Source organism: Streptomyces sp. NPDC053542, assembly GCF_044544685.1.
Classification (GTDB): Bacteria; Actinomycetota; Actinomycetes; order Streptomycetales; family Streptomycetaceae; genus Streptomyces.
In genome coordinates this window covers 208,316-230,202 of sequence record NZ_JBITXL010000002.1, presented here as the reverse complement: position 1 = coordinate 230,202, position 21,887 = coordinate 208,316, and the positions used below count along the sequence as shown (strand labels likewise).

Annotated in this window: 22 protein-coding genes; 10 read left to right on the top strand and 12 right to left on the bottom strand. The window is 73.6% G+C overall.

Annotation, left to right across the window (positions count from 1 at the left end):
• Positions 1–13 precede the first annotated feature (13 nt).
• Positions 14–607: a GNAT family N-acetyltransferase gene (locus ACIGXO_RS05300; protein ID WP_399780558.1), complete on the top strand. Its 594-nt coding sequence runs from the start codon at positions 14–16 to the stop codon at positions 605–607.
• A 60-nt stretch (positions 608–667) separates the two neighbouring features.
• Here ACIGXO_RS05300 and ACIGXO_RS05295 read toward each other — a convergent pair whose 3' ends face one another.
• Positions 668–1,003, bottom strand: coding sequence for a DUF6204 family protein (locus ACIGXO_RS05295; RefSeq protein WP_399780555.1), 336 nt, complete (start codon positions 1,001–1,003; stop codon positions 668–670).
• Positions 1,004–1,286: 283 nt separating this feature from the next.
• Between ACIGXO_RS05295 and ACIGXO_RS05290 the strand changes: the two genes are divergently transcribed.
• Both ACIGXO_RS05290 and ACIGXO_RS05285 read left to right on the top strand, forming a co-directional pair.
• A complete protein-coding gene (locus tag ACIGXO_RS05290) occupies positions 1,287–3,344 on the top strand; it encodes a DUF5107 domain-containing protein (protein WP_399780552.1) in 2,058 nt (685 codons plus the stop codon).
• Positions 3,345–3,447: 103 nt separating this feature from the next.
• A complete protein-coding gene (locus ACIGXO_RS05285) occupies positions 3,448–4,371 on the top strand; it encodes an NADP-dependent oxidoreductase (RefSeq protein WP_399780549.1) in 924 nt (307 codons plus the stop codon).
• Positions 4,372–4,499: 128 nt separating this feature from the next.
• On the opposite strand, the gene ACIGXO_RS05280 is transcribed toward ACIGXO_RS05285, so the two are convergent.
• The 4 genes from ACIGXO_RS05280 to ACIGXO_RS05265 all read right to left on the bottom strand — a co-directional run bounded on the left by ACIGXO_RS05280 (position 4,500) and on the right by ACIGXO_RS05265 (position 7,857).
• Entirely contained in the window at positions 4,500–4,853 is a 354-nt protein-coding gene (locus ACIGXO_RS05280) for a VOC family protein (RefSeq protein WP_399780546.1), read from the bottom strand.
• 75 nt (positions 4,854–4,928) lie between these two features.
• Complete coding sequence (locus ACIGXO_RS05275; protein WP_399780543.1) at positions 4,929–5,744, bottom strand: class I SAM-dependent methyltransferase; 816 nt, start codon at positions 5,742–5,744, stop codon at positions 4,929–4,931.
• 119 nt (positions 5,745–5,863) lie between these two features.
• Positions 5,864–7,345, bottom strand: a complete 1,482-nt coding sequence (locus ACIGXO_RS05270; protein ID WP_399780540.1) for a bifunctional phosphatase PAP2/diacylglycerol kinase family protein — start codon at positions 7,343–7,345, stop codon at positions 5,864–5,866.
• Positions 7,346–7,422: 77 nt separating this feature from the next.
• Entirely contained in the window at positions 7,423–7,857 is a 435-nt protein-coding gene (locus ACIGXO_RS05265; RefSeq protein ID WP_399780537.1) for a CBS domain-containing protein, read from the bottom strand.
• A 115-nt stretch (positions 7,858–7,972) separates the two neighbouring features.
• On the opposite strand from ACIGXO_RS05265, the gene ACIGXO_RS05260 reads away from it, so the two are divergent.
• Entirely contained in the window at positions 7,973–8,455 is a 483-nt protein-coding gene (locus ACIGXO_RS05260) for a GNAT family N-acetyltransferase (RefSeq protein WP_399780535.1), read from the top strand.
• 325 nt (positions 8,456–8,780) lie between these two features.
• Positions 8,781–9,743: a SigB/SigF/SigG family RNA polymerase sigma factor gene (locus ACIGXO_RS05255; RefSeq protein WP_399781914.1), complete on the top strand. Its 963-nt coding sequence runs from the start codon at positions 8,781–8,783 to the stop codon at positions 9,741–9,743.
• A 261-nt stretch (positions 9,744–10,004) separates the two neighbouring features.
• On the opposite strand, the gene ACIGXO_RS05250 is transcribed toward ACIGXO_RS05255, so the two are convergent.
• Positions 10,005–11,258 (bottom strand): PAS domain-containing protein, encoded by a 1,254-nt coding sequence (locus ACIGXO_RS05250; protein ID WP_399780531.1) that lies wholly within the window; start codon positions 11,256–11,258, stop codon positions 10,005–10,007.
• Between the two features lie 314 nt (positions 11,259–11,572).
• Here ACIGXO_RS05250 and ACIGXO_RS05245 point away from each other — a divergent pair, with 314 nt between their 5' ends.
• Both ACIGXO_RS05245 and ACIGXO_RS05240 read left to right on the top strand, forming a co-directional pair.
• Positions 11,573–12,349, top strand: a complete 777-nt coding sequence (locus tag ACIGXO_RS05245; RefSeq protein ID WP_399780528.1) for an ANTAR domain-containing response regulator — start codon at positions 11,573–11,575, stop codon at positions 12,347–12,349.
• A gap of 227 nt (positions 12,350–12,576) precedes the next feature.
• A complete protein-coding gene (locus ACIGXO_RS05240; protein ID WP_399780524.1) occupies positions 12,577–13,782 on the top strand; it encodes an aminotransferase class I/II-fold pyridoxal phosphate-dependent enzyme in 1,206 nt (401 codons plus the stop codon).
• 45 nt (positions 13,783–13,827) lie between these two features.
• Here ACIGXO_RS05240 and ACIGXO_RS05235 read toward each other — a convergent pair whose 3' ends face one another.
• From ACIGXO_RS05235 to ACIGXO_RS05220, 4 genes are read right to left on the bottom strand one after another with little or no spacing between them, the layout of a single operon-like run.
• Positions 13,828–14,484: a DedA family protein gene (locus ACIGXO_RS05235; RefSeq protein ID WP_399780521.1), complete on the bottom strand. Its 657-nt coding sequence runs from the start codon at positions 14,482–14,484 to the stop codon at positions 13,828–13,830.
• Positions 14,485–14,504: 20 nt separating this feature from the next.
• A complete protein-coding gene (locus tag ACIGXO_RS05230; protein ID WP_399780519.1) occupies positions 14,505–15,287 on the bottom strand; it encodes an MBL fold metallo-hydrolase in 783 nt (260 codons plus the stop codon).
• Between the two features lie 43 nt (positions 15,288–15,330).
• Positions 15,331–15,516, bottom strand: a complete 186-nt coding sequence (locus ACIGXO_RS05225) for a DUF397 domain-containing protein (protein ID WP_399780516.1) — start codon at positions 15,514–15,516, stop codon at positions 15,331–15,333.
• Positions 15,513–16,331, bottom strand: coding sequence for a Scr1 family TA system antitoxin-like transcriptional regulator (locus ACIGXO_RS05220; protein ID WP_399780513.1), 819 nt, complete (start codon positions 16,329–16,331; stop codon positions 15,513–15,515). Before ACIGXO_RS05220 ends, ACIGXO_RS05225 begins: the two co-directional genes overlap by 4 nt.
• Positions 16,332–16,421: 90 nt before the next feature.
• Between ACIGXO_RS05220 and ACIGXO_RS05215 the strand changes: the two genes are divergently transcribed.
• Positions 16,422–16,841 (top strand): ATP-binding protein, encoded by a 420-nt coding sequence (locus ACIGXO_RS05215; RefSeq protein ID WP_399780510.1) that lies wholly within the window; start codon positions 16,422–16,424, stop codon positions 16,839–16,841.
• Here ACIGXO_RS05215 and ACIGXO_RS05210 read toward each other — a convergent pair.
• On the bottom strand, positions 16,838–17,584 hold the full coding sequence (locus ACIGXO_RS05210; RefSeq protein WP_399780507.1) for an AraC family transcriptional regulator: 747 nt from the start codon (positions 17,582–17,584) through the stop codon (positions 16,838–16,840). The genes ACIGXO_RS05215 and ACIGXO_RS05210 overlap by 4 nt on opposite strands.
• A 55-nt stretch (positions 17,585–17,639) precedes the next feature.
• Between ACIGXO_RS05210 and ACIGXO_RS05205 the strand changes: the two genes are divergently transcribed.
• Positions 17,640–18,836 (top strand): MFS transporter, encoded by a 1,197-nt coding sequence (locus ACIGXO_RS05205; protein WP_399780505.1) that lies wholly within the window; start codon positions 17,640–17,642, stop codon positions 18,834–18,836.
• Here ACIGXO_RS05205 and ACIGXO_RS05200 read toward each other — a convergent pair.
• A complete protein-coding gene (locus ACIGXO_RS05200) occupies positions 18,833–19,363 on the bottom strand; it encodes a GNAT family N-acetyltransferase (protein WP_399780502.1) in 531 nt (176 codons plus the stop codon). The genes ACIGXO_RS05205 and ACIGXO_RS05200 overlap by 4 nt on opposite strands.
• 213 nt (positions 19,364–19,576) lie before the next feature.
• Between ACIGXO_RS05200 and ACIGXO_RS05195 the strand changes: the two genes are divergently transcribed.
• Positions 19,577–21,832 carry a phage holin family protein gene (locus tag ACIGXO_RS05195; protein WP_399780499.1) on the top strand — a complete coding sequence of 752 codons (2,256 nt, stop codon included), beginning with the start codon at positions 19,577–19,579 and terminating at the stop codon, positions 21,830–21,832.
• The last annotated feature ends 55 nt before the right edge of the window (positions 21,833–21,887 follow it).

Genomic DNA, 21,887 nt, shown 5'->3' with positions numbered 1-21,887 from the left:
ATATCATCCGACGATGGCCGACGACCGACACCCCGCGCCCGCGCCCCTCGCCGCGCCGGAGCCGGACCCGTACCTCGCCCGCGGCCACCGCGTGGGCATCCGGCCGTTCCGTCGCGCGGACCGGGCGGAGTTCACCGCGCGGGCGCGGGAGAGCGCGGAGCTGCACCGCCCCTGGCTCTTCCCGCCCGCCGACGATGCGTCCTACGACGCGTACTACGCCCGGCTGCAGGACCCCTCGCGCGCGGGCTTCCTCATCTGCGACCTCCAGGACGGCGGCCGCATCGCGGGCTACCTCACGATCAACAACATCGTGCACGGCGGCTTCCGCTGCGGCGCGGCCGGCTACGGCGCCTTCGCGCACGCCGCGGGCCGCGGGCTGATGAGCGAAGGGCTGCAGCTGGTACTGCGGTACGCCTTCGGGTCGCTCGGCCTGCACCGCATCGAGGTCAACGTCCAGCCGGAGAACGCCGCCTCGATCGCGCTCGCCCGCCGCAACGGCTTCCGCAAGGAGGGCTACTCGCCCGACTTCCTCTTCGTCGACGGGGCCTGGCGGGATCATGAGCGCTGGGCCATCACCAGCGAGATGATGCCCCCGGAAGGCCCGTGATCCCCGGAGGGTTCGTGGTCCCCGGAAGGCCCGTGATCCGCGCATCGCCGGCCCGCCCCCTCAGCGCCGTTTCCGGTTGACCTTCATCGTGTCCATGTCCGTGGCGGAGGAGCGCAGGTCGCGGTAGCCGTACCCGGCGGCACGCAGCGCGTGCTCGGCCTTCTCCTCGGCGAGCGCGGCCGCCATCTCCTCGCCGTCCGCCGCGTCCGAGACGACGACGTACCGGTACGCGAAGGACGTCATCGACGGGTCGCACGCGAGTGACCCCTCGGGCGTGAACTGCAGCTGCGCCAGGCCCTGTTCGTCGGCCTCGGCCCGCAGTCGCGCCCGGTCCTCCTCGGTCAGCCCGTCCCACTTGCCGCGCACGATCACGCGGTAGGTGTGCTCGGTGGCCATCTCGTCCGTCCTCGTCCTCGTCTTCGCCGCGCGGCGCGTCGGCGGCATCCGGTCGGTGCCATACAGTCCGCGGCATACGGTCGATGCCATACGGTCCGCGCCATGCGGTGTGCGTCATACGGTGTACGGGGCCAGCATCCATCATCCACCGGCGCCGTGTCGCGTGAATTCTTTTTGCGCAACCCTGACCGGAGGACGCCCTGTTCAGCGCGGCCGGGAGCGGGTTCCATGGTCACCAGACGGCCGCCGTGACCAGGGCGGCCCGGTCCGACTGCGAGGCGCTGTGGCCACGAGTGTGCGACGCACCACCCTCTCCCTGCCCGCGGCGGCCGTCGGCCCCGACAATCCGCTGCCCGCGCTGGCCGGCCCCCGTGACGTGCACCGCATCACCGTCCCCGAGGACGCGGGCGTGCCCACGGACATGGCCCGGCAGCTCGCCTACCGGCCGCTGGACTCCCTGCTGCCCGTACGCCGCAGGGACGGTTACGGCCGCGACCGCACCCGTACCGACCTCGACGCGCTGGTGATCGAGAACGACCGGCTGCGCGCCACCGTCCTGCCGGGCCTCGGCGGCCGCGTCCACTCGCTGCACCACAAGCCCACCGGACGTGAACTGCTCTACCGCAACCCCGTGTTCCAGCCCGCCGACTTCGCGCTCAACGGCGCGTGGTTCTCCGGCGGCATCGAATGGAACATCGGGGCGACCGGACACACCACGCTCTCCTGCGCCCCCGTGCACGCCGCGCGGGTGCCGGCGCCGGACGGCGGGGAGATGCTGCGCCTGTGGGAGTGGGAGCGCCTGCGCGACCTGCCCTTCCAGGTCGACCTCTGGCTCCCGGACGGATCCGATTTTCTGTATGTGGGCGTTCGCATACAGAATCCGCACCACCACACCGCGCCCGTCTACTGGTGGTCCAACATCGCGGTACCCGAGGAGGCGCGCACCCGCGTCCTCGCCCCCGCCGACGAGGCGTGGCACTTCGGGTACGAGCGCACGCTGCGCCGCGTCCCGGTCCCCGAGTCCGGCGGCGCCGACCGCACGTACTCGCTGCGCGGCGAGTACCCCGCCGACTACTTCTACGAGATCGGACCCGGCGACCGCCCCTGGATCGCCTCCCTCGACGCCGAGGGGCACGGCCTCGTGCACACCTCCACCGACACCCTGCGCGGCCGCAAGCTCTTCCTGTGGGGAGCCGGCCGGGCCGGGCGGCACTGGCAGGAGTGGCTGACCGAGCCGGGCACCCCCGGGTACGCCGAGATCCAGGCCGGACTCGCCCGCACCCAGCTGGAGCACGTACCCCTGGAAGCCGGGGCGGAGTTCGCGTGGCTGGAGGCGTACGGGCCGCTGGCCGCCGACCCGGAAACGGTGCACGGGGCGGACTGGAGCGCGGCCCGTGGTGAGGTCGCGGAACGGCTCGAGGCGGTGCTGCCGCGCGCCGACGTGGCCGCCGCGTACGCCGCCTGGCGGCCGTACGCCGACCTCGAACCGAAGGAGCGGCTCGCCACCGGCTCCGGCTGGGGCGCGCTGGAGGTGGCCCGCGCCGGGTACGACCTGCCGGGCACGCCGTTCACCGAGGACACCCTGGGCGAGGAACAGCGGCCCTGGCTGGAGCTGCTGCGGACCGGCGACCTCCCCGAGGAGCCGGGCGTGCCGGGCCCGTCGCTGGTCGCCCCGCCCTGGCGCGACCTCCTGGAGTCCGCGGGCCCGAGCCCGTCGTCCGACTACCACCTCGGCGTCGCCCAGTGGCACGCCGGCGACCGCGCCCAGGCCGTCCGCAGCTGGGAACGCGCGCTTTCCCGTGGCCGGAGCTGCTGGCCGCTGTACTGCCTCGCGGTCGCGGAGGCCGCGGCGGGTGAGACGGGCCGGGCGGCACAGCGGTACGCCGAAGCGGTCGCGTGCGCGGCGGAGGCAGCCGACAAAGAGACAGGAGAGGCAGCCGACAAAGAGACAAACGAGGCGACCGGCGAGGTGCGCCGCACCGTGCTGCCCGCGCTCGCCCGCGAGGCGGTGCCCGCCCTGATCGCGGCGAACCGCGCCGACGACGCGGCCGCCGTTCTCGCCCGCCTGCACCCAGCCGACCGCACCCGCGGCCGCTTCCGCCTGCTGGCGGCGCAGGTCCTCCTTGCCCAGGGCGACGCCCCCGCCGCCCGCGCGGTCTTCGACGAGGGCTTCGAAGTCGCGGACCTCCGCGAGGGCGACGAGACCCTCAGCGACACCTGGTACGCGATCGCCGAACGGCTCGTCGCGGGCGACGGCCCGGTCACGGACGAGGTACGCGCCCGGGCCCGCGCCGCCCATCCGCTCCCGGAGCGGTACGAGTACCGGATGCGGCCCACCTGAGAGCCGGCGCCCGAGCCGGGTGTCCGCCCCGACGCCCGGCCCCGACTTCACCCGTACGAGCGACGAACGGAATGATCAGGCGGGGACATTCGTTCACCGCAACATGAAGGCAATCACCGCGAACAGCTACGGCGACCCCGACGTCCTCGAACTCACCGACCAGCCCGACCCGAAGGTGGCGCCCGACTCCGTCCTGATCCGGGTGAAGGCGGCGGGCGTCAATCCGGTCGACTGGAAGATCCTCGCCGGCTATCTCGACCCGATCATGCACGTGCACTTCCCGCTGATCCCCGGGTGGGACGTCTCCGGTGTCATCGAGGCGGTCGGCATGGACGCGACGGAGTACGCCGTCGGGGACGAGGTGTTCGGCTACGTACGCAAGGACGAGGTCCAGCACGGCACGTTCGCCGAGCTGGTCGCGGCGCCGGTGCGCACCCTTGCGCGCAAGCCCGCGGCGCTGGACTGGCAGCAGGCGGCCGGCGTGCCGCTGGCCGGGCTGACCGCGTACCAGGCGCTGAAGCGGCTGGGCGTGGGCAGCGGTGACACCGTGCTGGTGCACGCCGCGGCGGGCGGCGTCGGCGCGTTCGCCGTGCAGATCGCGGTCGCGTGGGGCGCCCGCGTCATCGGCACGGCGAGCGAGCACAACCACGACTTCCTGCGCTCGCTGGGCGCCGAGCCGGTGACGTACGGGGACGGTCTCGCCGACCGGGTGCGCGCGCTGGCCCCCGAGGGCGTGGACGCGGCGGCGGACTTCGTCGGCGGCGAGGCGGTCGACGTCTCCCAGCAGGTGCTCAAGGACCCGAAGCGGGTGGCGTCGGTCGTCGACAACGAGGTCGTCGGCAAGGGCGGCCACCTGGTGTGGGTGCGGCCCGACAGCGCCGACCTGACCGCGCTCGCCGACCTCGCCGAGGCCGGCAGGCTCACCGTCAACATCGACACGGCGCTGCCGCTGGCCCAGGCCGCCGAGGCGTTCCGCCGCAGCCAGTCGGGCCGGGCCCGCGGCAAGATCGTGCTCGACGTGTCCTGAGGACCCGCGCAGGCCCAGCTCCATGCAGGCTCAGCTCCATGCAGGCTCAGCTCCATGCAGGCCCAGTTCCATAGAGCCCGCGCAAGACCCAGTCCCTGAGCCTTCCTGAAAGCCGCCCTGAAGCCCCGTCAGCTGATCGCCACCCGGTCCACGTACTCGAAGATCGAGCCGTCCGGGTGGCGGGCCACCATGTTGCGGCCGGCGGGGCTGGCGAGCGGGCCCGCGATGACCTGCCCGCCCACCGCCTTCAGGTCGTCCACCGCCTGGTCCACGTTCGACACCGCGATCGTCGCGGTGATCTTGCGGAGTACGGACAGCTCCGCCTCGGGGCCGCTCATCAGGAAGAAGCAGCCGACCGCGGCGACGGACACGCCGCCGCGCTGGAAGCGCTGCGCCTGCGCGCCCGTCAGCCGTTCGTACACGGGAATCGCGGTGTCCAGGTCGTCGACGCACACCCGCAGGGAGGTACCGAGAATGTCCATGCGGAGGAGCCTAGTTGGCGCGGCCCGACAACGCGATCATCCGACGGAGTCGCCAGAAGGACCTCCGGAAGGCCCTCACACGCGGCACAGGATTTCTCCGTGCACCATCCCGAACCAGCCGTCCTCCTGGGCGCCCCACTCGCGCCAGGCGGCGCTGATCGCGTGCAGCTCCGCCTCGGTGGCGTGCCCGCCCTCGATGGCCCGCCGCGCGTAGGTCGAGGCCAGCGTGCGGTCCGCCCACAGGCCGCTCCACCAGGCACGTTCCTCGTCGGTGGCGTAGCACCATCCGCTCACCGAAGAGGTCACCGCGTCCGGCGCGAACCCGGCCGCCAGCGCCCAGGACCGCAGCCGGCGCCCGCCGTCCGGCGCGCCCCCGTTGGCCACCGCGACCCGCTGGTACAGGTCCAGCCAGGCGTCCATGCCGTCGACGTCCGGGAACCACGTCATCGTGCCGTAGTCCGCGTCCCGCACCGCGACGATCCCGCCCGGCGCGGTGACCCGCCGCATCTCGCGCAGCGCCTGTACCGGGTCGCCGACGTGCTGCAGTACCTGGTGGGCGTGCGTGACGCAGAAGGTGTCGTCCGGGTAGTCCAGTGCGTGGACATCACCGACCGCGAACTGGACGTTGGTCAGGCCGCGTTCCGCCGCCACGCCCCGTGCCTGCTCCAGGACGCCCGGCGCGTGCTCCAGACCGGTCACCGAGCCGTCCGGCACCAGCGCCGCCAGGTCGGCGGTGATGGTGCCGGGGCCGCAGCCGATGTCCAGGATCTTCATGTGCGGCTTGAGCGAATCCAGCAGGTAGGCCGCGGAGTTGGCGGCTGTGCGCCAGGTGTGCGAGCGCAGTACGGACTCGTGGTGACCGTGGGTGTAGACGGCGGATTCCTGCGACATGGCTGCTCCTTCGCATGCTCGATGCGGTCACGGCGCGCTGCCGCGCCGTGATCCACACCGTACGCCGCCATCTCGAACTATGAGAGTCCCGTCTCGCAGTATGGACGCAGGTGAATGCGTCACTCGGGAAGCAGCCGGTACACGACCAACGCCTCGTTCTCCTTGTCGATCGTCAACTCCTCGCCCGCCGCGGTGACTTCGCCGTCATAAGCGAGATCCGTACCAGGCGCCAGTCCACCGATCCGCAGCGTCCGCAGCCGCGCCTCGCTGAGCACCGGGGAGTGCCGCAGCGCCCCCGTGAGCGCCGCGGTGAGCAGCCGGGTGCGGGCCAGCCGGCCGGCGCGCACCATCCGTACGTCCAGCACGCCGTCCGCCAGATCGTGCCGCCGCACCGGAGCCGAACCGAGCCCCCGGTACGCGCAGTTGCCCACGAACAGCGTCCACAGCTCGCGCCGCCGGCCGTTGACCTCCACCGTCACCGGCTCGGCGGTGCGCAGCACCTGCCACGCGGCCAGCACCCCGGCCGGCCAGGCGCCGATCTTCCCGGCCCACTCCTCCCTGATCCGCACCAGCTCCGGGTAGGCCCCGATCGAGAAGGTGTTGAGGAAGTACGTCGGCTCCTGCCCCCGACCCGTGCGGAACCGGGCGAGGTCCACCGCGACCGCCTCGCCGGTCTCCACCGCCCGGGCCGCCTCGGCCACGGTCTCCACGCCCAGGTCGTACGCGAAGTGGTTGTGCGTGCCGCCCGGCAGCACCGCGAGCGGTACGCCGTGCCGTGCCGCGACCGCCGCCGCGGCGTTGATCGTGCCGTCGCCGCCCAGCACGCCGAGCGCGCCGCCGCGCTCGGCGGCCCGCTCGGCCGCGGCCTGCAGCGCCTTGTCCAGCGGCGCCGCGCCCTGGTGGCCGCACTCGGTCACCTCGGCCTGCGGCAGTACGTCGTGGATGACCTGCGTCTGGTCGCTGTGCGAGCCGGTGCGCTGGCCCGAGCCCTGGTTGGTGACGACGAACAGCCCGTCGCCGTCCGGCAGCGCGGGCGCGTCGGCGCGCGGCCGGGCGGGCGGCGCCATCTGCGCGCGGGTCGGCGCGAAGCCGCGCACCGCGAAGGCCGCGCCCGCGCCGAGCGCGGCGCCCGCCAGCACATCACCCGGATAGTGCACGCCGGTGTAGACCCGGGAGAAGGCGACCGAGGCGGCCAGCGGCGCCAGCGCCAGCCCCCACCACTTGTTCTCGAAGGCCACGCCGGTCGCGAAGGCCGCGGCCGACGCGGCGTGCCCGGACGGGAAGGACGTCGTGAAGGGCTGCCGGGTGAGCTGCCGTATCACCGGTACCGCGTCCAGGATCGGCCGCTCCCGGCGTACCGAGCGCTTGCCCAGCGTGTTCACGGTCAGGGACGCCACCGCCAGCGAGGCGACGCCGCGCAGCGCGGCCCGGCGTGCGGGCCGTCCGCCCAGCGCCGCCGCGCCCGCCGCCGCGCCCAGCCACAGCAGCCCGTGGTCGGCGGCGCGGCTCAGTTTGGGCAGCACGCGCTCGGCGCCGGGCCAGTGCCGGGTCGCGACCCCGTTGAACGTCCTGCGGTCCCACGTGCTCAGTACAGTGCGCATGAGCCACATGTACCCCAGCGGGACCACCGCAGACGGCAACGGGCCGGCAGACGGTAACGGACCGTCTGCCGGACGGATCACCACCGACCCGGCGATCCGTCCGGCGCGGCCCGGCTGATGTCCGCCAGGGTCGAGTCGGGGTCCTGGTCCCGCGCCAGGTCACCGATGCTGACCATGCCCACCGGCGCGCCGTCCTGGACCACCGGCAGCCGCCGCACCGCGTTCCGGCGCAGCAGCGTCACCGCGGTCGAGACCGGCTCTTCCGGGCCGACCGTGACCGGTTCCGGGGTGCACACCGAATGGCACTGCACGCTGAACGGGTCCACTCCGTCCGCCACGGCGCGCAGCACGATGTCCCGGTCGGTGACCACGCCCACCAGCTTGCCGTCCTCCGCCACCAGGACGTCTCCGATGTCGTGCGCGCGCATGAGCTGTGCCGCCTCGACCAGTGAAGCGTCTGGGTGGACGGCAGTGACGGCCGGCGTCATGACTTCCCGTACCAACTGTGCCATTGCCTGATCGCCTTCTTCCTTGTCCTGCTCTCACGGCCGGCCTCCTGCAGGGGGAGTGCTGGCAGCAGTACCCAAGACGCCTCCGGCCATGCCCGTCGCGTGCTTCGATGAGCCGGTGATCAGACCTCGTGACGCACGGGACCTGCCCGCGTGTGTACATCTGCTGCGCGCGGTGCACCTGCACAGTGGCTATCCGTACGCCTGGCCCGCGGACCCGGCGGGCTGGCTGACTCCGGAGGGGCTGACCGGGGCCTGGGTCGCCGAGGACGCGGACGGCCGCGTCGCGGGCCATGTCGCGCTGTGCGGGCGCGAGGTGAACCGGCTCTTCGTCGCGCCCGCGGCGCGCGGCCGGGGCCTGGGCGGCCGGCTGCTGCGCCACGTGACCGAGGAGGCGGCGGCGGGCGGGCTGCGGCCCGTGCTGGCCGTCAATGCCACGGACACCGCGGCCATCGCCCTGTACGAACGCAGGGGCTGGCGGCCGGTGCGCACCGAACGGCAGGACTGGGGCGGCCCGGATCCGGTCACCGTGCGGCACTACGAAGCGCCCACAGCACAGCACTACGAAGCGCCGCCGACCGGGCGCCGGACGGAGGGCTGACAACGGTCCGCCTCGGTGGGGGAGTGGCCCGCGGGCGAAAACCGTACGGAGTGCGTGGTGTGCGTTCCGCGCGGGCGGTTACCTGGGCGCCGGGCACGGCCGGTCGGCGGCTCGTCCGGTCCGGGCGCGGCACCGCGCGGCCCGAACTCGCTTGACCGGCAACGGGTTTACTGAAGAGGCTGCCGGGCACGCGACTAACCGTGCTTCGGACCGGAGGCACGCCCGTGGAAGTGGTGTCACGCTTCGCGGGCGCGCCTGCCTGGCCGCGCTTCCACGGGATCTGACGGACTCTGAGTCGACGGATCAGGGAGCCCAGACCATGCCCATGGCATCCAAGGCCGAAGAACAGCACACCACTACTGAACGCACGCCCGAGCAGCGCGCCGCGCGCCGGCGGCCCGACCAGGCACCGAGCCGGCCGCCCGGCAAACCCGTACGCCGCACCCGGTCGCGTCGCGTCACGTCGAGCAAGGCCCCGCCGGGCGGTGGCCGGGCACGGGCCCGCCATTCCCACCACGACGCCCCCGACACCGCCGCCGACTTCGAGCGGCTGTCCGCCCTCCCCGAAGGCCCCGAGCGCGACGAGCTGCGGCGCCGCGTCGTCTGCGCGTGGCTGCCCATGTCCGAGCGGCTCGCGCTGCGCTTCCGCAACCGCGGCGAGGCCGCCGAGGACCTCCAGCAGGTCGCGGCGCTCGGCCTGGTGAAGGCCGTGGACCGGTACGACCCCGAGCGCGGCTGCGCGTTCGAGAGCTTCGCCGTGCCGACCATCGTCGGCGAGGTCAAGCGGCACTTCCGCGACCACATGTGGGGGCTGCACGTACCGCGCCGGGTGCAGGAGCTGCGCAACCGTGTGCGCGCCGCGCGCCAGGAGCTGACCCGCAGCGTGGACGACCGCGGGCCCACCCCGGAGGAGATCGCCGAGCACACCGGCATGGCGCTGGAAGAGGTACTGCTCGGCAGCCAGGCGCTGGAGAGCTTCACCACGCTGTCCCTGGACGCCGAACTGCCCGGTGCCGACGACGGCTACTCGCTCGCCGACACGCTCGGCGCTCCCGAGGCCGGCTTCGACCTCGTCCTGGACCGCGAGGCGGTCAAGCCCAAGCTGCGCAATCTGCCGGAGCGCGAGCGGGAGATCCTCTACATGCGGTTCTTCTGCGACATGACCCAGAGCCGGATCGCGGACCGGCTCGGCATCTCCCAGATGCACGTCTCGCGGATCATCAGCCGGACCTGCCGCCGCCTTGCCGACCAGGTCGGCGGCCGTCAGGACGAGTACGCGGCCACCTGACGCCGGAACCCGGACCGGCCGAACCGCCGGAACCCGGACCGGCCGAACCGCCGGAACCCGGACCGGCCGAACCGCTGGAGCCCGGACCGGCCGAACCGCCTGAACCCGGACCGGCTGTACCGCCCGAACCGCCGGAGCCCGGCGCCCGTACCGCTCTCACCTGCTCTCGCGGCCGGGCGCCGGGCCTCTGGCCGAGCGCCGCTCGCGCGGCCGAGCACTGCTTCCGCGGTCGAGCAGTGCTCTCGCCGTCGGGCGGTGCTCTCAGGGCCGGGTGCCGCGCAGCGCCAGCGCCAGGTGCCGCGACACCCGGTCCACGATCCCGGCCTCCGGGAGGCTGAACGCCCGTCGGGCCCCCGTACGGAAGAGCGTGAGCACGCCCCGTACGGGGCCGCCCGCCTCCCGCAGCGGCACGCACAGCAGGGAGGTGACCGAGGCGCGGACCAGCAGGGGTGCCCCCTGCGCGTCGTGGCCAAAGGCCGCCACGTCGTCGGGCCGCACCTGGAGCGCTGAGCTGCCCGTGCGGGCCACGTCCTCGGCGAGCGGGCACCGCGCCGGGCACTGCCCGGCGAGCGCCGCGGTGAGGTCCTCGCTGTCGTCCGGGCCGAGGACCAGGGTGCGGCGCAGGGCACCGGACCCGTCCGGTCCGTACCCCTCCGGCCCGTATCCCTCCGCCGGCATCGTCTCGTCGAGTACCACCCAGTCGGCGAACCGGCCGCTCAGCTCCCGCAAAGCCCGCTCCACCGCGGCCGGCGGCCCGTCCGCCTTCACCGCCACGCCCGCCGGCTGCCCGGCCAGCAGCGCGGTGGTCGTGGCGTCGAGCAGATCCATCAGCTCGGCGCCCTGCTTCGCCTCCGCGAGGTGCGCGCGCTGGTCCTCCCCGTGGTCCCCCTGCTGTTCATCCCCCAGCCAAGTCCCGTTAATTGATGGTATTTCGTGCGAAGGGAACGCACCGCCCCCGGTGTGGAAAACCGTGAGGACGGCCGTGCCCGGCTCCCCCGGCGGGCGCAGCGCCGTCATCGTCACGCGCAGCGGCTCACCGGGCCCGTCGGGCGTACGGAGCAGCCGTACGACCATGCTGCGGTCGCCTTCGTTACGGGCCACGGCGGCGACCTGCGACCGGAAGGCCGCGCGGATCTCGGGCGCCATCGAGCCGGTGAGCGGGCGCCCCGTGGCGTACCCCGCGCGCATCCCGAAGAGGATCGTCCCGGCGAAGTTCAGCCGCCGCACGACCGTGTCCGGGTCCAGCAGCGCGACCACGCAGGGCGTCCGCTGGAACAGCGCCCGCAGCAGCTGCTGCTCCTCCGTCCCCGCCCGCGAGCCGTTGTTGCGGCCGGCCGCCGCCAGCCCCTCGTACCGCGGCAGCAGTACGTCGACGACGTGCTGCAGCTCGAAAAGGGCAGCGTCCAGCATCGGCTGCTGCTCCTGCGACGGCAGCGCCCGCGCGCTCCGCAACTCCTCCACGCGCTTGCGGAAATCCGTGAGATCCCCGCCCGCTGACTGTTCTACCCCGGCCATGCCCACACCGTATCCGGACCGGCCGGTACCGGCTCCGCCCGGAACCCATCACGTCCGGAAGAACACCCCCGTCGTCCGGCGAGAACGGAGGTCATAGGTGCAGAACGGGACGTGGGGGCCGGGCTGCGGAGCCCGTCTCCGGAACGACGGGATAGCAGCGTTTTCCGTGCCCGCCCGCCGGGCATCCGACTCCCTACGGGCCGGGCCTCCGACATATGCGGCCGACCGCGGCGGACCTCTGCTGAGCTGCGCCGCCGCACCGCCGGCCCGGAGCACCGACCGAGGACCTACAAGGACCGAGGGACTGACAAGCAATGGCGACCCACAACCTCTGCCCGGTGGACGAATCCGGCGACGCGCGGGGTTCGTCCGCCCGGAGCCTGGTGAACCTCGCGGACGTTGCCGCGCGGTGCACACCGGACAGCTGCGGCGCCACCGCGACCGTGACCACCGGCGAAGCGGCCGCCGACCCGCCCGCCGCCGTCACCCATCCCGACCTGACCTCGCTGGTCAGCGTCCAGTGGGAGTCCGGCGAAGGGCCCATCCAGGCCGCCCTGGCCTCCGGACGTCCCGTCAGCTCCGGCGACCTGCTGCACGACGACCGATGGCCCGCCTACCGCACCGAGGCGCTGGAGGCCGGCGTACGCTCCAGTACCACGCTGCCGTACCTGCGCGACGGGCTGGCGGTCACCGTCACCGTCTACAGCTTCCGCCCCGGCCTCACCGCGGACCCCGGGGACTGCGCGGCCGCCGCGCTCGGGGACCTCGCCGCCACGGGCCTGGTCCGCGACCGGAACTACCGCCGGGCGCTGGCGGAGGTCGGCCGGCTGGACGCCGCGCTCCGCTCCCGCCCGATCGTCGACCAGGCGTGCGGAATCATGATGTACGTGCTGGGTTGTGACGCGGACGAGGCGTTCGGAATGCTGCGCCGGCTCTCCCAGCACACCAACCGCAAGCTCCACGACCTCGCCGCCGCCGTCGTCGAGACCCGCGGCCGCGGCGTGGAGCGGGAGCTGCGCGGGCTGCGCGAGGAGAACGGCGGCCGCGGACGCGAGAACGGCGGCCGCGGACGCGAGGCCCGCGGCGTCTAGAGGGCCACGGGAGCCCGCGGCGCCCGGACGGCCGCTGACGTGTCGTCCCGCGCGGCACCTCCTTGATCTGCAAGGGTGGTCGGGGGGGGCCCCCCCGCGGGGGCCCCCCCCCCCCCGCGGGGGCCGGGGGGGGGGGGGGGGGGCCGCCCCCGGCGGGGGGGCGGGGGGGGGGGGGCCCCCCCGGCGGGGGGGCCCCCGACCACCTGCCGTGGACAGTGGAGGTACGGATGCAGCCGAGCGCCCTGGAGCCGCACCCGGATCCGGACCCGCCCATGGGTCTGCCCATCCTCCCGGAACTGGCCGCGCACCTCGCCGCGGCGGCCGACCGCACAGAGCCCGAACCGCCCGGCGGCTCCCTGCCCCTGCGCGCCGCCGCCTGCGGCTACTTCGAGCGCCGCGGCCTGGGGACCGCCGCCGAGAGCGTGCTGGCCGGTCCCGGCGCGCCCGCCCTGCTGCTCGCGCTGCTCGCCGCGACCGGCGGCGACGTCGTACTGCCCCGCCCGTGCGCCGCGTGGTACGCCCCGCAGGCCCGGCTGCTGGGCCGCGCCGTGCACCCTGCGCCGGTACCGGCCGAGTCCGGGGGAGTACCGGACCCCTTCACGCTCCTGGAGACCGTGCACCGCGCCCGGGACACCGGCGGCGACCCCCGGGTGCTGCTGGTGTCCGTCGCCGACGACCCCACCGGCACCTGCCCGCCGCCCGAGCAGCTGCACGAGGTGTGCGAGGTGGCGGCCGGCGAGGGGCTGTGGGTCATCAGCGACGAGACCCGCCGCGACCTGCTGCACGACCCGCACGACACGGTGGTGCTCAGCCCCGCCGAGATGCTGCCCGGCAGCGTCGTCGTCCTCGCCGACCTGCGGGCCACGCTCGTACCGGCCTCCTGGCCCGCCGCGCTCGCCCGCTTCCCCGCCACCGACCCCGGTGAGGTGCTGCGCGCCGCCGCGCTCGACGCGCTGACCGGTCTCGCCACCCCGCTGCCCGGCCCGCTCGCCGCCGCCGTCGGCCACGCGCTGGGCGAGCCCGCCGTCGTACGGGAACGGATCACCGCGGCGGCACGGCTGCACGGCCGGCTCGCCGCCGGGCTGCACCACACGCTCACCGCCGCCGGTGCGCTCTGCCGCCCGCCGCACGCCGGCAGCCACCTCTACGCCGACCTCGAACCGCTCCGCCCCGCCTTCGCCGCCCGCGGCGTCACGGGACCGGCCGCGCTGGAACGGGCGCTGGCCCGCTGGGCGGCCCGCGGCGGCCACCGCTTCGGCGACGACCCCAAGGCGCTGCGCGTCCGCCTCAGCACGGAGGCGTTGTTCGACCCGGACCCGGACCGCCGCAGACGCCTCCTGGCTGCCCCCGATCCGCTCGACATCCCCGCGGTGACGGAGGAACTCCGCGCGCTGGCCGAGACGCTGGGGATGGCGAGGGGAGCAGCGGACTGACGGCCCGTCAGTCCGGCCGGGTGCGTCATGGCCGGTCGGGCCGCGTCAGGCCGAGCGGTCGTGCGGGCGGCGGATCCTGCGCCAGGCCGCCGGGGCCGCGCTGAGCAGGACCGTCAGCCCGACCGCCGCGGCCACGCCCTGCCACGGCTCGCTGAAGAGCGAGCCGCCCAGTATGCCGATGAGCTGGTACGTCGCCGCCCAGGCCAGACAGGCCGGCAGGTCGCCCCGGGCGAACCACCGGACCGGCTGCTTCGCCAGCAGACACGCCAGCATGATCGGGATACGCCCGGCCGGCACCAGCCGGGACAGCACGAGCACCTGGACCCCGTGCTCGTCCAGCCGCGTCCGGGCCTGCGCCAGCCGCTCCGGCGCCGACCGCTCGCGCAGCCGCTCCAGCCACCGCGAGCCGTTCTTGGACCGCACCCCGCGCGCACCGAGCCAGTACAGCGTCAGGTCGCCGAGGAACGCGGCGGCCGACGCCACGAGGAAGACCAGCAGCAGCGAGAACGGCGCGGTGTGGTGGAACGCCACGGCCGCCGCCGAGCTGACCAGCGCCCCGGTCGGCACGACCGGCACCAGCGAGCCGAGCACCACGAGGACGAAGAGCGACGGGTAACCGGCCGCCTGCTGCGTGGACTCCGGCGGGACCACGGCAGCCAGCGCGAGGGCCGGTGTCACGGCCGGTGTCACGGCCAATGTCACGGCGGGTGTCCAGGGAGCGCTCACCGGCCCGCCGCCAGTCGCACGGAGGCGCCGTGCTCCAGCACGTGCACGGTCACGTCGGGCGCCACCAGCGCCGACTGCCGTACGAACTCCTGCCCCGGCGCGTGGAATTCGTGCGGCCGCACGGCGTCCATGCCGATCGGCCAGTACGTGCCGTAGTGCACCGGCACGGCATCGCGCGGCGCGAGCCGGGCCGCCGCCTCTGCCGCGCGGCGCGCGTCCAGATGCCCGTGCCCGAGGAACGGGCCCCAGCCGCCCACCGGCAGCAGCGCCACGTCGCACGCCCCGACCTCGTCCGCCATGTCGTCGAACAGCCCGGTGTCACCCGCGAAGTACGTCGTCGCCGCGCCCCGCATCACGTACCCGAGGGCGGGCACCCGGTGCGGCCCGTACGGCAGCCGCCGCCCGTCGTGCGCCGCGGTGACCGCCCGTACGGTGACCGCGCCGACCTCGGTCTTCTCTCCGACACCGAGCTCCGTCACGGGCAGGTCGCGGGCGGCCGCGGTACGGCGCAGCCCGGGCAGTGCGGCGGGCGCGCCGCGCGGCACGATCAGCCGCGTACCGGGCGCGAGGCGCGCGAGCGAGGGCAGGTGGAGGTGGTCGGCGTGCAGATGCGAGATCAGTACCGCGTCCGCGACGGTGGCGCTGTCACCGGGCATGGCACCCCGGCGCCGCCGCAGGTGCGCCAGGCGCCGTACGAACAGCGGATCGGTCAGCAGCCGGGTCCCGGAGTCCTCGACCGTAGCGGTGGCATGCCCCCACCACGTGACCTCCACCGACACCGCTGGACCTCCATACGCGCGCCTTCCACTCCGTTCCTCGACCCTACGCCCGAGCCGCGAAGGTTATGAACGCGGCAAACGCGTCCTGCCGCACATCGAGGGTGGGCCCGTCGGGGTCTTTGGAGTCCCGGATGTGGATGGTGGTGGGGGTGGGGGAGACGGCGACCTCGACGCACTCACCGCCGCCCGCATCGCTGTAGCTGCTCTTGAACCACTGCAGATCAGTCATAGCTCATCCCTCAACTGCTCGATCAGCTTCACGGATTCGTCCGGCCGGAGAGCCTGGCTCCTGATCATGGCATAGCGGCGCGTGAGCACCCCCACGTCGTCCGGCTTGCTGACCAGTGTGCTCTCCCCGTTGCCTTCCATGTAGACCAGGGGCGTGTCTTCCGGGGTCTCGATCACGGTCATCGGACCGAGGAGTCCCGCATGCTCGCCCCGGCTCATCGGCATCACTTGGAGCACGACATTCGGGCGCTGAGCGCACTCGACGAGGTACGCGTACTGACGCCGCATGACGTCCAGGCCGCCGATCCGCCGCCGCAGTGCCGCCTCCTCGTGGATGACGTTGATGCAGCACACGGGCTTGCGGTCGAGGAGCGCCTTGCGCTCCATCCGGGCCATGGTCAGCTTCTCGATCTCCTCCTCGTCCCACGGCGGGAAGCCGCACCCCAGCAGCGCACGGGTGTACTCCTCGGTCTGCAACAGGCCGTAGATCAGCTGCGTGCAGTACGTGGACACGCTCAGCGCCGCCTGCTCCAGCTGAACGAACCCCCGGAAGTACGCGGGGTATCGCTCCAACCGTAGGTACTTGGCTGCGGCGGCGATCACCCCGCCCGCCTCCAACGCCCCCTCCGCGCTCTCCAGGAACTCATCCGTCGCCGGTTTCGCGCACGTCTCCACCGCGCTCACCGCCGCGCCCGTGTAGTTCATCAGCGAGCCCAGCTCCGTCTGCGACAGGCCGCGGGCCGTGCGCAGGAGGCGCAGTACCTCCGCCAAGTACTGCTGTGCCGGGCTCAGGGCCTTCTTCTTCGGCTGCGCCATTGCAGCCCCCCTCAACGTGGTTCAACGGTCGGTCAACGGTCCACGTGCAACCACTACCGAGCGTAGCCACCACCACTGACAGTGGACCCCATGAACGCAGAAAGTCACCCCTGGTGTGCACGGTTCACTTCCGTTCCCCAGTCCGTGGGCCGGGCCCGGCGGGCCGTCCGCGCGGTGCTGCTCGCGCACGGCGTCGCGCCGGACACGGCCGACACGGTCGTGCTCGTCGTCTCCGAACTCGCCGCGAACGCGGCCCGGCACGGCCATGTCCCCGGGCGGCTCTTCGAGGTCCGTATCGACCTGGGCGAAGAGGGCGAGGACAAGGAGATCACCGTGGAGGTGTCGGACGCGGGCGACGCCCGCCCCGCGCTACAAGGGCCCACCGCGAACGCGGAATCCGGCCGCGGGCTGCTGCTCGTCGCGGCGCTGGCCACCGCTTGGGGCGTGCGGGACCGGCAGATCGGCAAGACGCAGATCGGCAAGACCGTGTGGGCGCGGGTCGGCCGCTAGGACGTGGCGGGGCGGGAGCCGGGGGTGTGGCCGAAGGTGCGGCGGAAGACGTCGATGAAGGTGCTGGCGGATGACCAGCCGCATCGGTGGGCGACGGTGGTGACGGGGGTGTCGTCGGCGAGGAGGATCAGGGCGTGGTGGAGTCTGACCTGGGTGCGCCACTGGGGGTAGGTGAGGCCGAGGTCGTCCCGGAGGCGGCGGGAGAGGGTGCGGGCGCTGGCGCCGATCTGCCGGCCGAGGTCGTCGAGGGAGCGGTTGTCCGCCGGGTCGGCGCGCAGGATGTCGTGCAGCTCCCGGAGCAGGGGGCTGGTGGGAATCGGCAGGTGCAGCGGCTGCTCGCGGGACATGGCGAGCTGGTCGAGCAGGACGGCGCGCAGGCGAAGGCGGGGCGGGCTGTCGTCCTCGGGGGCGCGCGTATAGGAGACGATGAGTTCGCGCAGGAGGGGGCTGACGGCGAGGACGGCCGGTTTGTCGAGGCCGAGGGGATTCTCGGTGGCGGGCAGACCGACGAGGTGGAGGTCGAGTTCGCCGTGGGCCTGGTGCTGGTGGACGGTGCCGGCGGGAATCCAGATCGCGCGGGTGGCGGGGGCTACCCAGGAGCCGGCGTCGGTGGTCACCGCGATGGTGCCCTGGCCGGCGTAGGCGATCTGGTGGTCGTCATGGCGGTGCGCGTCGATCTCACCGCCGGACGCGAGACGTTGGGTCCGGGTCGGCGCGACAGACATGTGGCGGATTTCCTGCATCACCTGTCAATCTATCGAAAGCGGGACACCGGGTGGTTCTCCCAGCATGGGACGGGTGCGAAGGAATACATCGATCTCCCTGCTGGCCGTGGGACACGCCTGCGTCGACATCTACCAGGGCGCCGTCGCGGCGCTGATCCCGTTCTTCGTGGCCGAACGGGACTACACCTACGCGGTGGCCTCCGGCATCGTGCTGGCCGCGTCCCTGCTGTCGTCGGTGGCCCAGCCGGTGTTCGGGGCGCTCACCGACCGGTGGGCGATGCCGTGGCTGCTGCCGGTCAGCACCTTGCTGGGCGGCGTGGGCATCGCGTTGAGCGGTCTGAGCGGCTCTTACGGACTCGCCCTGGTCTTCGTCGCCGTCTCCGGGATCGGCGTGGCCGCCTACCACCCGGAGGCCGCCCGCGTGGCCCGGCTGGCGAGCCGGGGCAGTCACAGCGCGATGAGCTGGTTCTCCCTCGGCGGCAACATCGGCTTCGCGCTCGCCCCGCTCATGGTGTCGACCGTGATCGGACACGGCTCACTGCGCTGGACACCGGTCCTGGTCCTGCCCGCGCTGGCCGGCGCCGCCCTGTGCGTGCCCGTCCTCCGGATACTCGCCCGGCCACGGGCCGGTACCTCCAGGACGGCGACGCCCAGGGGCGCTGACGATGTGGCCTCGTTCGTGAAGCTGTCCCTGGCGGTCGTCTTCCGCTCCATCGTCTTCACCGGCCTGAGCACCTTCGTCTCCCTCTACGCCCAGCAGCGCATGCAGGGCAGCACCACCGCGGGAACCCTCGCCCTGTTCCTGCTGTTCCTGGGTGGAGCCGTCGGTTCGGTACTGGGCGGGTCCCTGGCCGAACGCTATGACCGCGTCCGTGTGTCCCGCTGGTCCTATCTGCTCTCGATCGCCGCCGTCGCCGGAGTGATCCACATGCCCGGCCCGGCCATGTTCCTCTTCGTGGCCCTCACCTCCGCCGGCCTGTACGTCCCCTTCTCCCTCCAGGTCACGCTCGGCCAGGACTACCTTCCCTCCCGCATCGGCACCGCAAGCGGCGTCACCCTCGGCCTCACCGTCAGCGCCGGCGGCCTCATCAGCCCCCTACTGGGACACCTGGCCGACTCCACCTCCCTGCGGACGGCCCTCACCCCTCTGATCGCCATGCCCGCCCTGAGCTGGCTCCTCTTCCGCGCCCTGCCCGAACCCGCCACCCCCGAGCCGGATCCTGTCGTCCGTCGGGGCGAGCTGACGGGTACGGCGGGGGACACGACCTAGCGGAGCTCGGGGCTGTCGATCACGTACACCCGGACCGCGCGGCCGCACGTGGGGTCCACCGTCTCGCGGTCCAGCCGCATGCCGAGCTTGCGCATGATGCGTTCGGAGGCGTCGTTGCCGCGCTGCGCGATGCTGATGATCCGCTCCAGGCCGCGCTCGCGGAACCCGTAGTCCAGCGCGGCCCGCGCCGCCTCCGTGGCGATGCCCCGTCCCCAGTACGGCCGGCCCAGCCGCCAGCCGATCTCCACGGCGGGCAGCACCTCCGGCAGGAAGTGCGGTACGGACAGTCCGACGAACCCGGCCAGCTCCCCCGAGGCGCGCAGCTCGACCGCGAACAGTCCGAAGCCCTCGATGTCCCACTCCTGTTCCCAGGAGGAAATGCCGGAGGCGGTCTGCGTGAGGCTGCGCGTCGCGCCGCTCCCGATCCAGCGCATCACTTCGGGATCGGCGTTCACGGCTGCCATCGGCTGAAGGTCCCCGGGGAGCCAGCGGCGCAACGTGAGCCGCTGCGTATGCAAAGTGATCACGCTTCATCCTGCCAAATCCGGTGACCGGGCCACCCCGCGGGAAGCTGTTTCCCGCCGACCGCTCCCTCTGACATTCCCCTGCCGTCGCCCCGGCCATTGCCCGGCCGTCGTCGTGGTTATCCACAGGGGCCCGGGCGGTCGCGGGGCGTGTGGCACGCTGAAGCGCGGACCGGTGAGACGTACCGGACATGTCGGAGGAAGGGTGAGTGCGGCGTGCGGCGACCTCGATGGCGGAGCGCGGGCGGTGCCCTGCTGCGAGTGATCGCGGTCTGGGCGGTCTCGACCGTCGCGATGCTCGTGCTGGCCGGTGCGCTGCCCGACTTCCGGCTGCAGTCGGCGAACGGCGACAGTGCCACGCAGATCGCGGTGACCGCGGCGCTCGGCGCCGGCGCCTTCGGCCTGCTCGGCGCGTTGGTGTGGCCGCTGCTCGTACGCACCCTGCTGCTCGTGCCCGCGCTCGTGCTCGGCCTGCTCGTCTTCGCGCTCAACGGCTCGCTGCTGCTGGTCGCGCTCTGGCTGATCCCCGACGGACGCGGCGCGGCCTCCCCGGAGACAGCGGTAGTAGTGGCCGCCGTGATGTCCGCGGTGTCCTCCGCGACCGGCGCGGCACTCGCGGTCGGCGACGACGACGCGTACCGCAGGCGGCTGGCCCGGCTGGCCCTCCGGCGGCGCACCACCGTGGTGCAGGACCCGGCGGGCGCCCCGCCCGGCACGGTCTTCCTCCAGCTCGACGGGGTCGGGCACGACGTGCTCGTCGACGCGCTGGCGGGCCCCGACCCGCTCATGCCCACCGTCGCGGGCTGGGCCGGCAGTACTCACACGCTCACTCCCTGGCGCACCGACTGGTCCAGCCAGACCGGCGCCAGCCAGCTCGGCATCCTGCACGGCACCAACCACGACGTGCCCGCCTTCCGCTGGTACGAGAAGGAGACCGGCGAGGTCATCGTCAGCAACCGCCCGACCAGCGCCGCCGAGCTGCAGCGCCGCGCGATGGCCAGGACCGGCAGCGGCGGCCTGCTCTCCGTGGACGGCGCGAGCCGGGGCAACCTCTTCAGCGGCGGCGCGGCGCAGCTCGCGCTGGTGCTCTCGGTGGCCGCCCGCCGCGGCCGGCACAACCGCTCCCGGGCGGGGTACTTCGCGTACTTCTCCGACCCGGCGAACGCCACCCGCACCGCCGCCTCCTTCGTGGTGGAGGTGTGCCGGGAGATCGGGCAGTCGCTGCGGGCGCGCTTCCGGGAGGACGGGCCGCGGGTCAAGCGCGGCGGGCTGTATCCCTTCGTGCGGGCGTTCGCGACGGTCGTCGAGCGGGACGTGGTGGTCGCCGCGGTGATCGGCGACATGCTGGTCGGCCGGACCGCGATCTACGCCGACCTGGTCGCGTACGACGAGGTCGCGCACCACTCCGGTCCGGAGAGTCGGGACGCGCGGCTGGTGCTGCGGCGGCTGGACCGTTCGCTCGCGCTGATCGCCAAGATCGCCCCGCACGCGCCGCGCCCGTACCGGATCGTGCTCCTCTCCGACCACGGGCAGAGTCCGGGCGAGACCTTCGCCGGGCGGTACGGGCTGACGCTGGAGGACCTGGTGCGGGCCGGCTGCGGACTGCCGGTGTCCCGGCGGGCGCGGCGCAGCCCCACGGGTGCCGAGGCCAGGAACACCGCGCGGGCCGCGCTGCACCGCCCCGAGGAGGAGCCGGAGGAGACCACGCGGCGCGCCCGCCGCGCCGCCGAGCCGATCGTGCTGGCCTCCGGGAATCTCGGTCTGGTGTCGCTGCCCTCGATACCGGGGCCCTCGATGCCGGGCGGCCGGGCGACGCGCGAGCAGATCGACCGCCGCAATCCGGCGCTGCTGAGCACCCTCGCCGAGCATCCGGGCATCGGCTTCGTGCTCGTACGGTCCGAGGAACACGGCGCGGTCGTGCTCGGGCCGCGCGGGGGCGCGCACTACCTCGATACGGGGCGGATCGTCGGCGAGGACCCGCTGGCGCCGTTCGGGCCGGGCGCGGCGGACGCGGTACGCCGTACCGACGGTTTCCCGCACGTCGCCGACATCATGATCAATTCCTCGTGCGACCCGGAGACGGGCGAGGTGCACGCCTTCGAGGAACAGATCGGCTCGCACGGCGGACTCGGCGGACCGCAGTCCCGTCCGTTCCTCCTCTGGCCCGAAGACCTGACCCCGCCGGTGGGGGAGGGCACGGAGCTGGTCGGCGCCGAACACGTCCACCGGGTGTTCCGCCGCTGGCTGGGAGAGGGCGGCGTCCCGGCGGTGCCGGTGGGCGGCGAGCCCCGGACCAGTACGGACGGAGCGCCGGTCGCGTCCGGTACGGACGAAGCGCCGGTCGCGTCCGGTACGGACGAAGCGTCGAGCACCGGCGGGACGCGGTCCGGTGCGGACGAAATACGGTCGCAGGGTGCCACTTCCGAAGCTTTTTCTCCTGCCGATGGCGCCTCGCAGGAGGAACAGCGCTGATTTGGAGGCGGCCTCCGGGGTCCCGGACCATGGTGGGGCGCCCGCAGCCACCCGG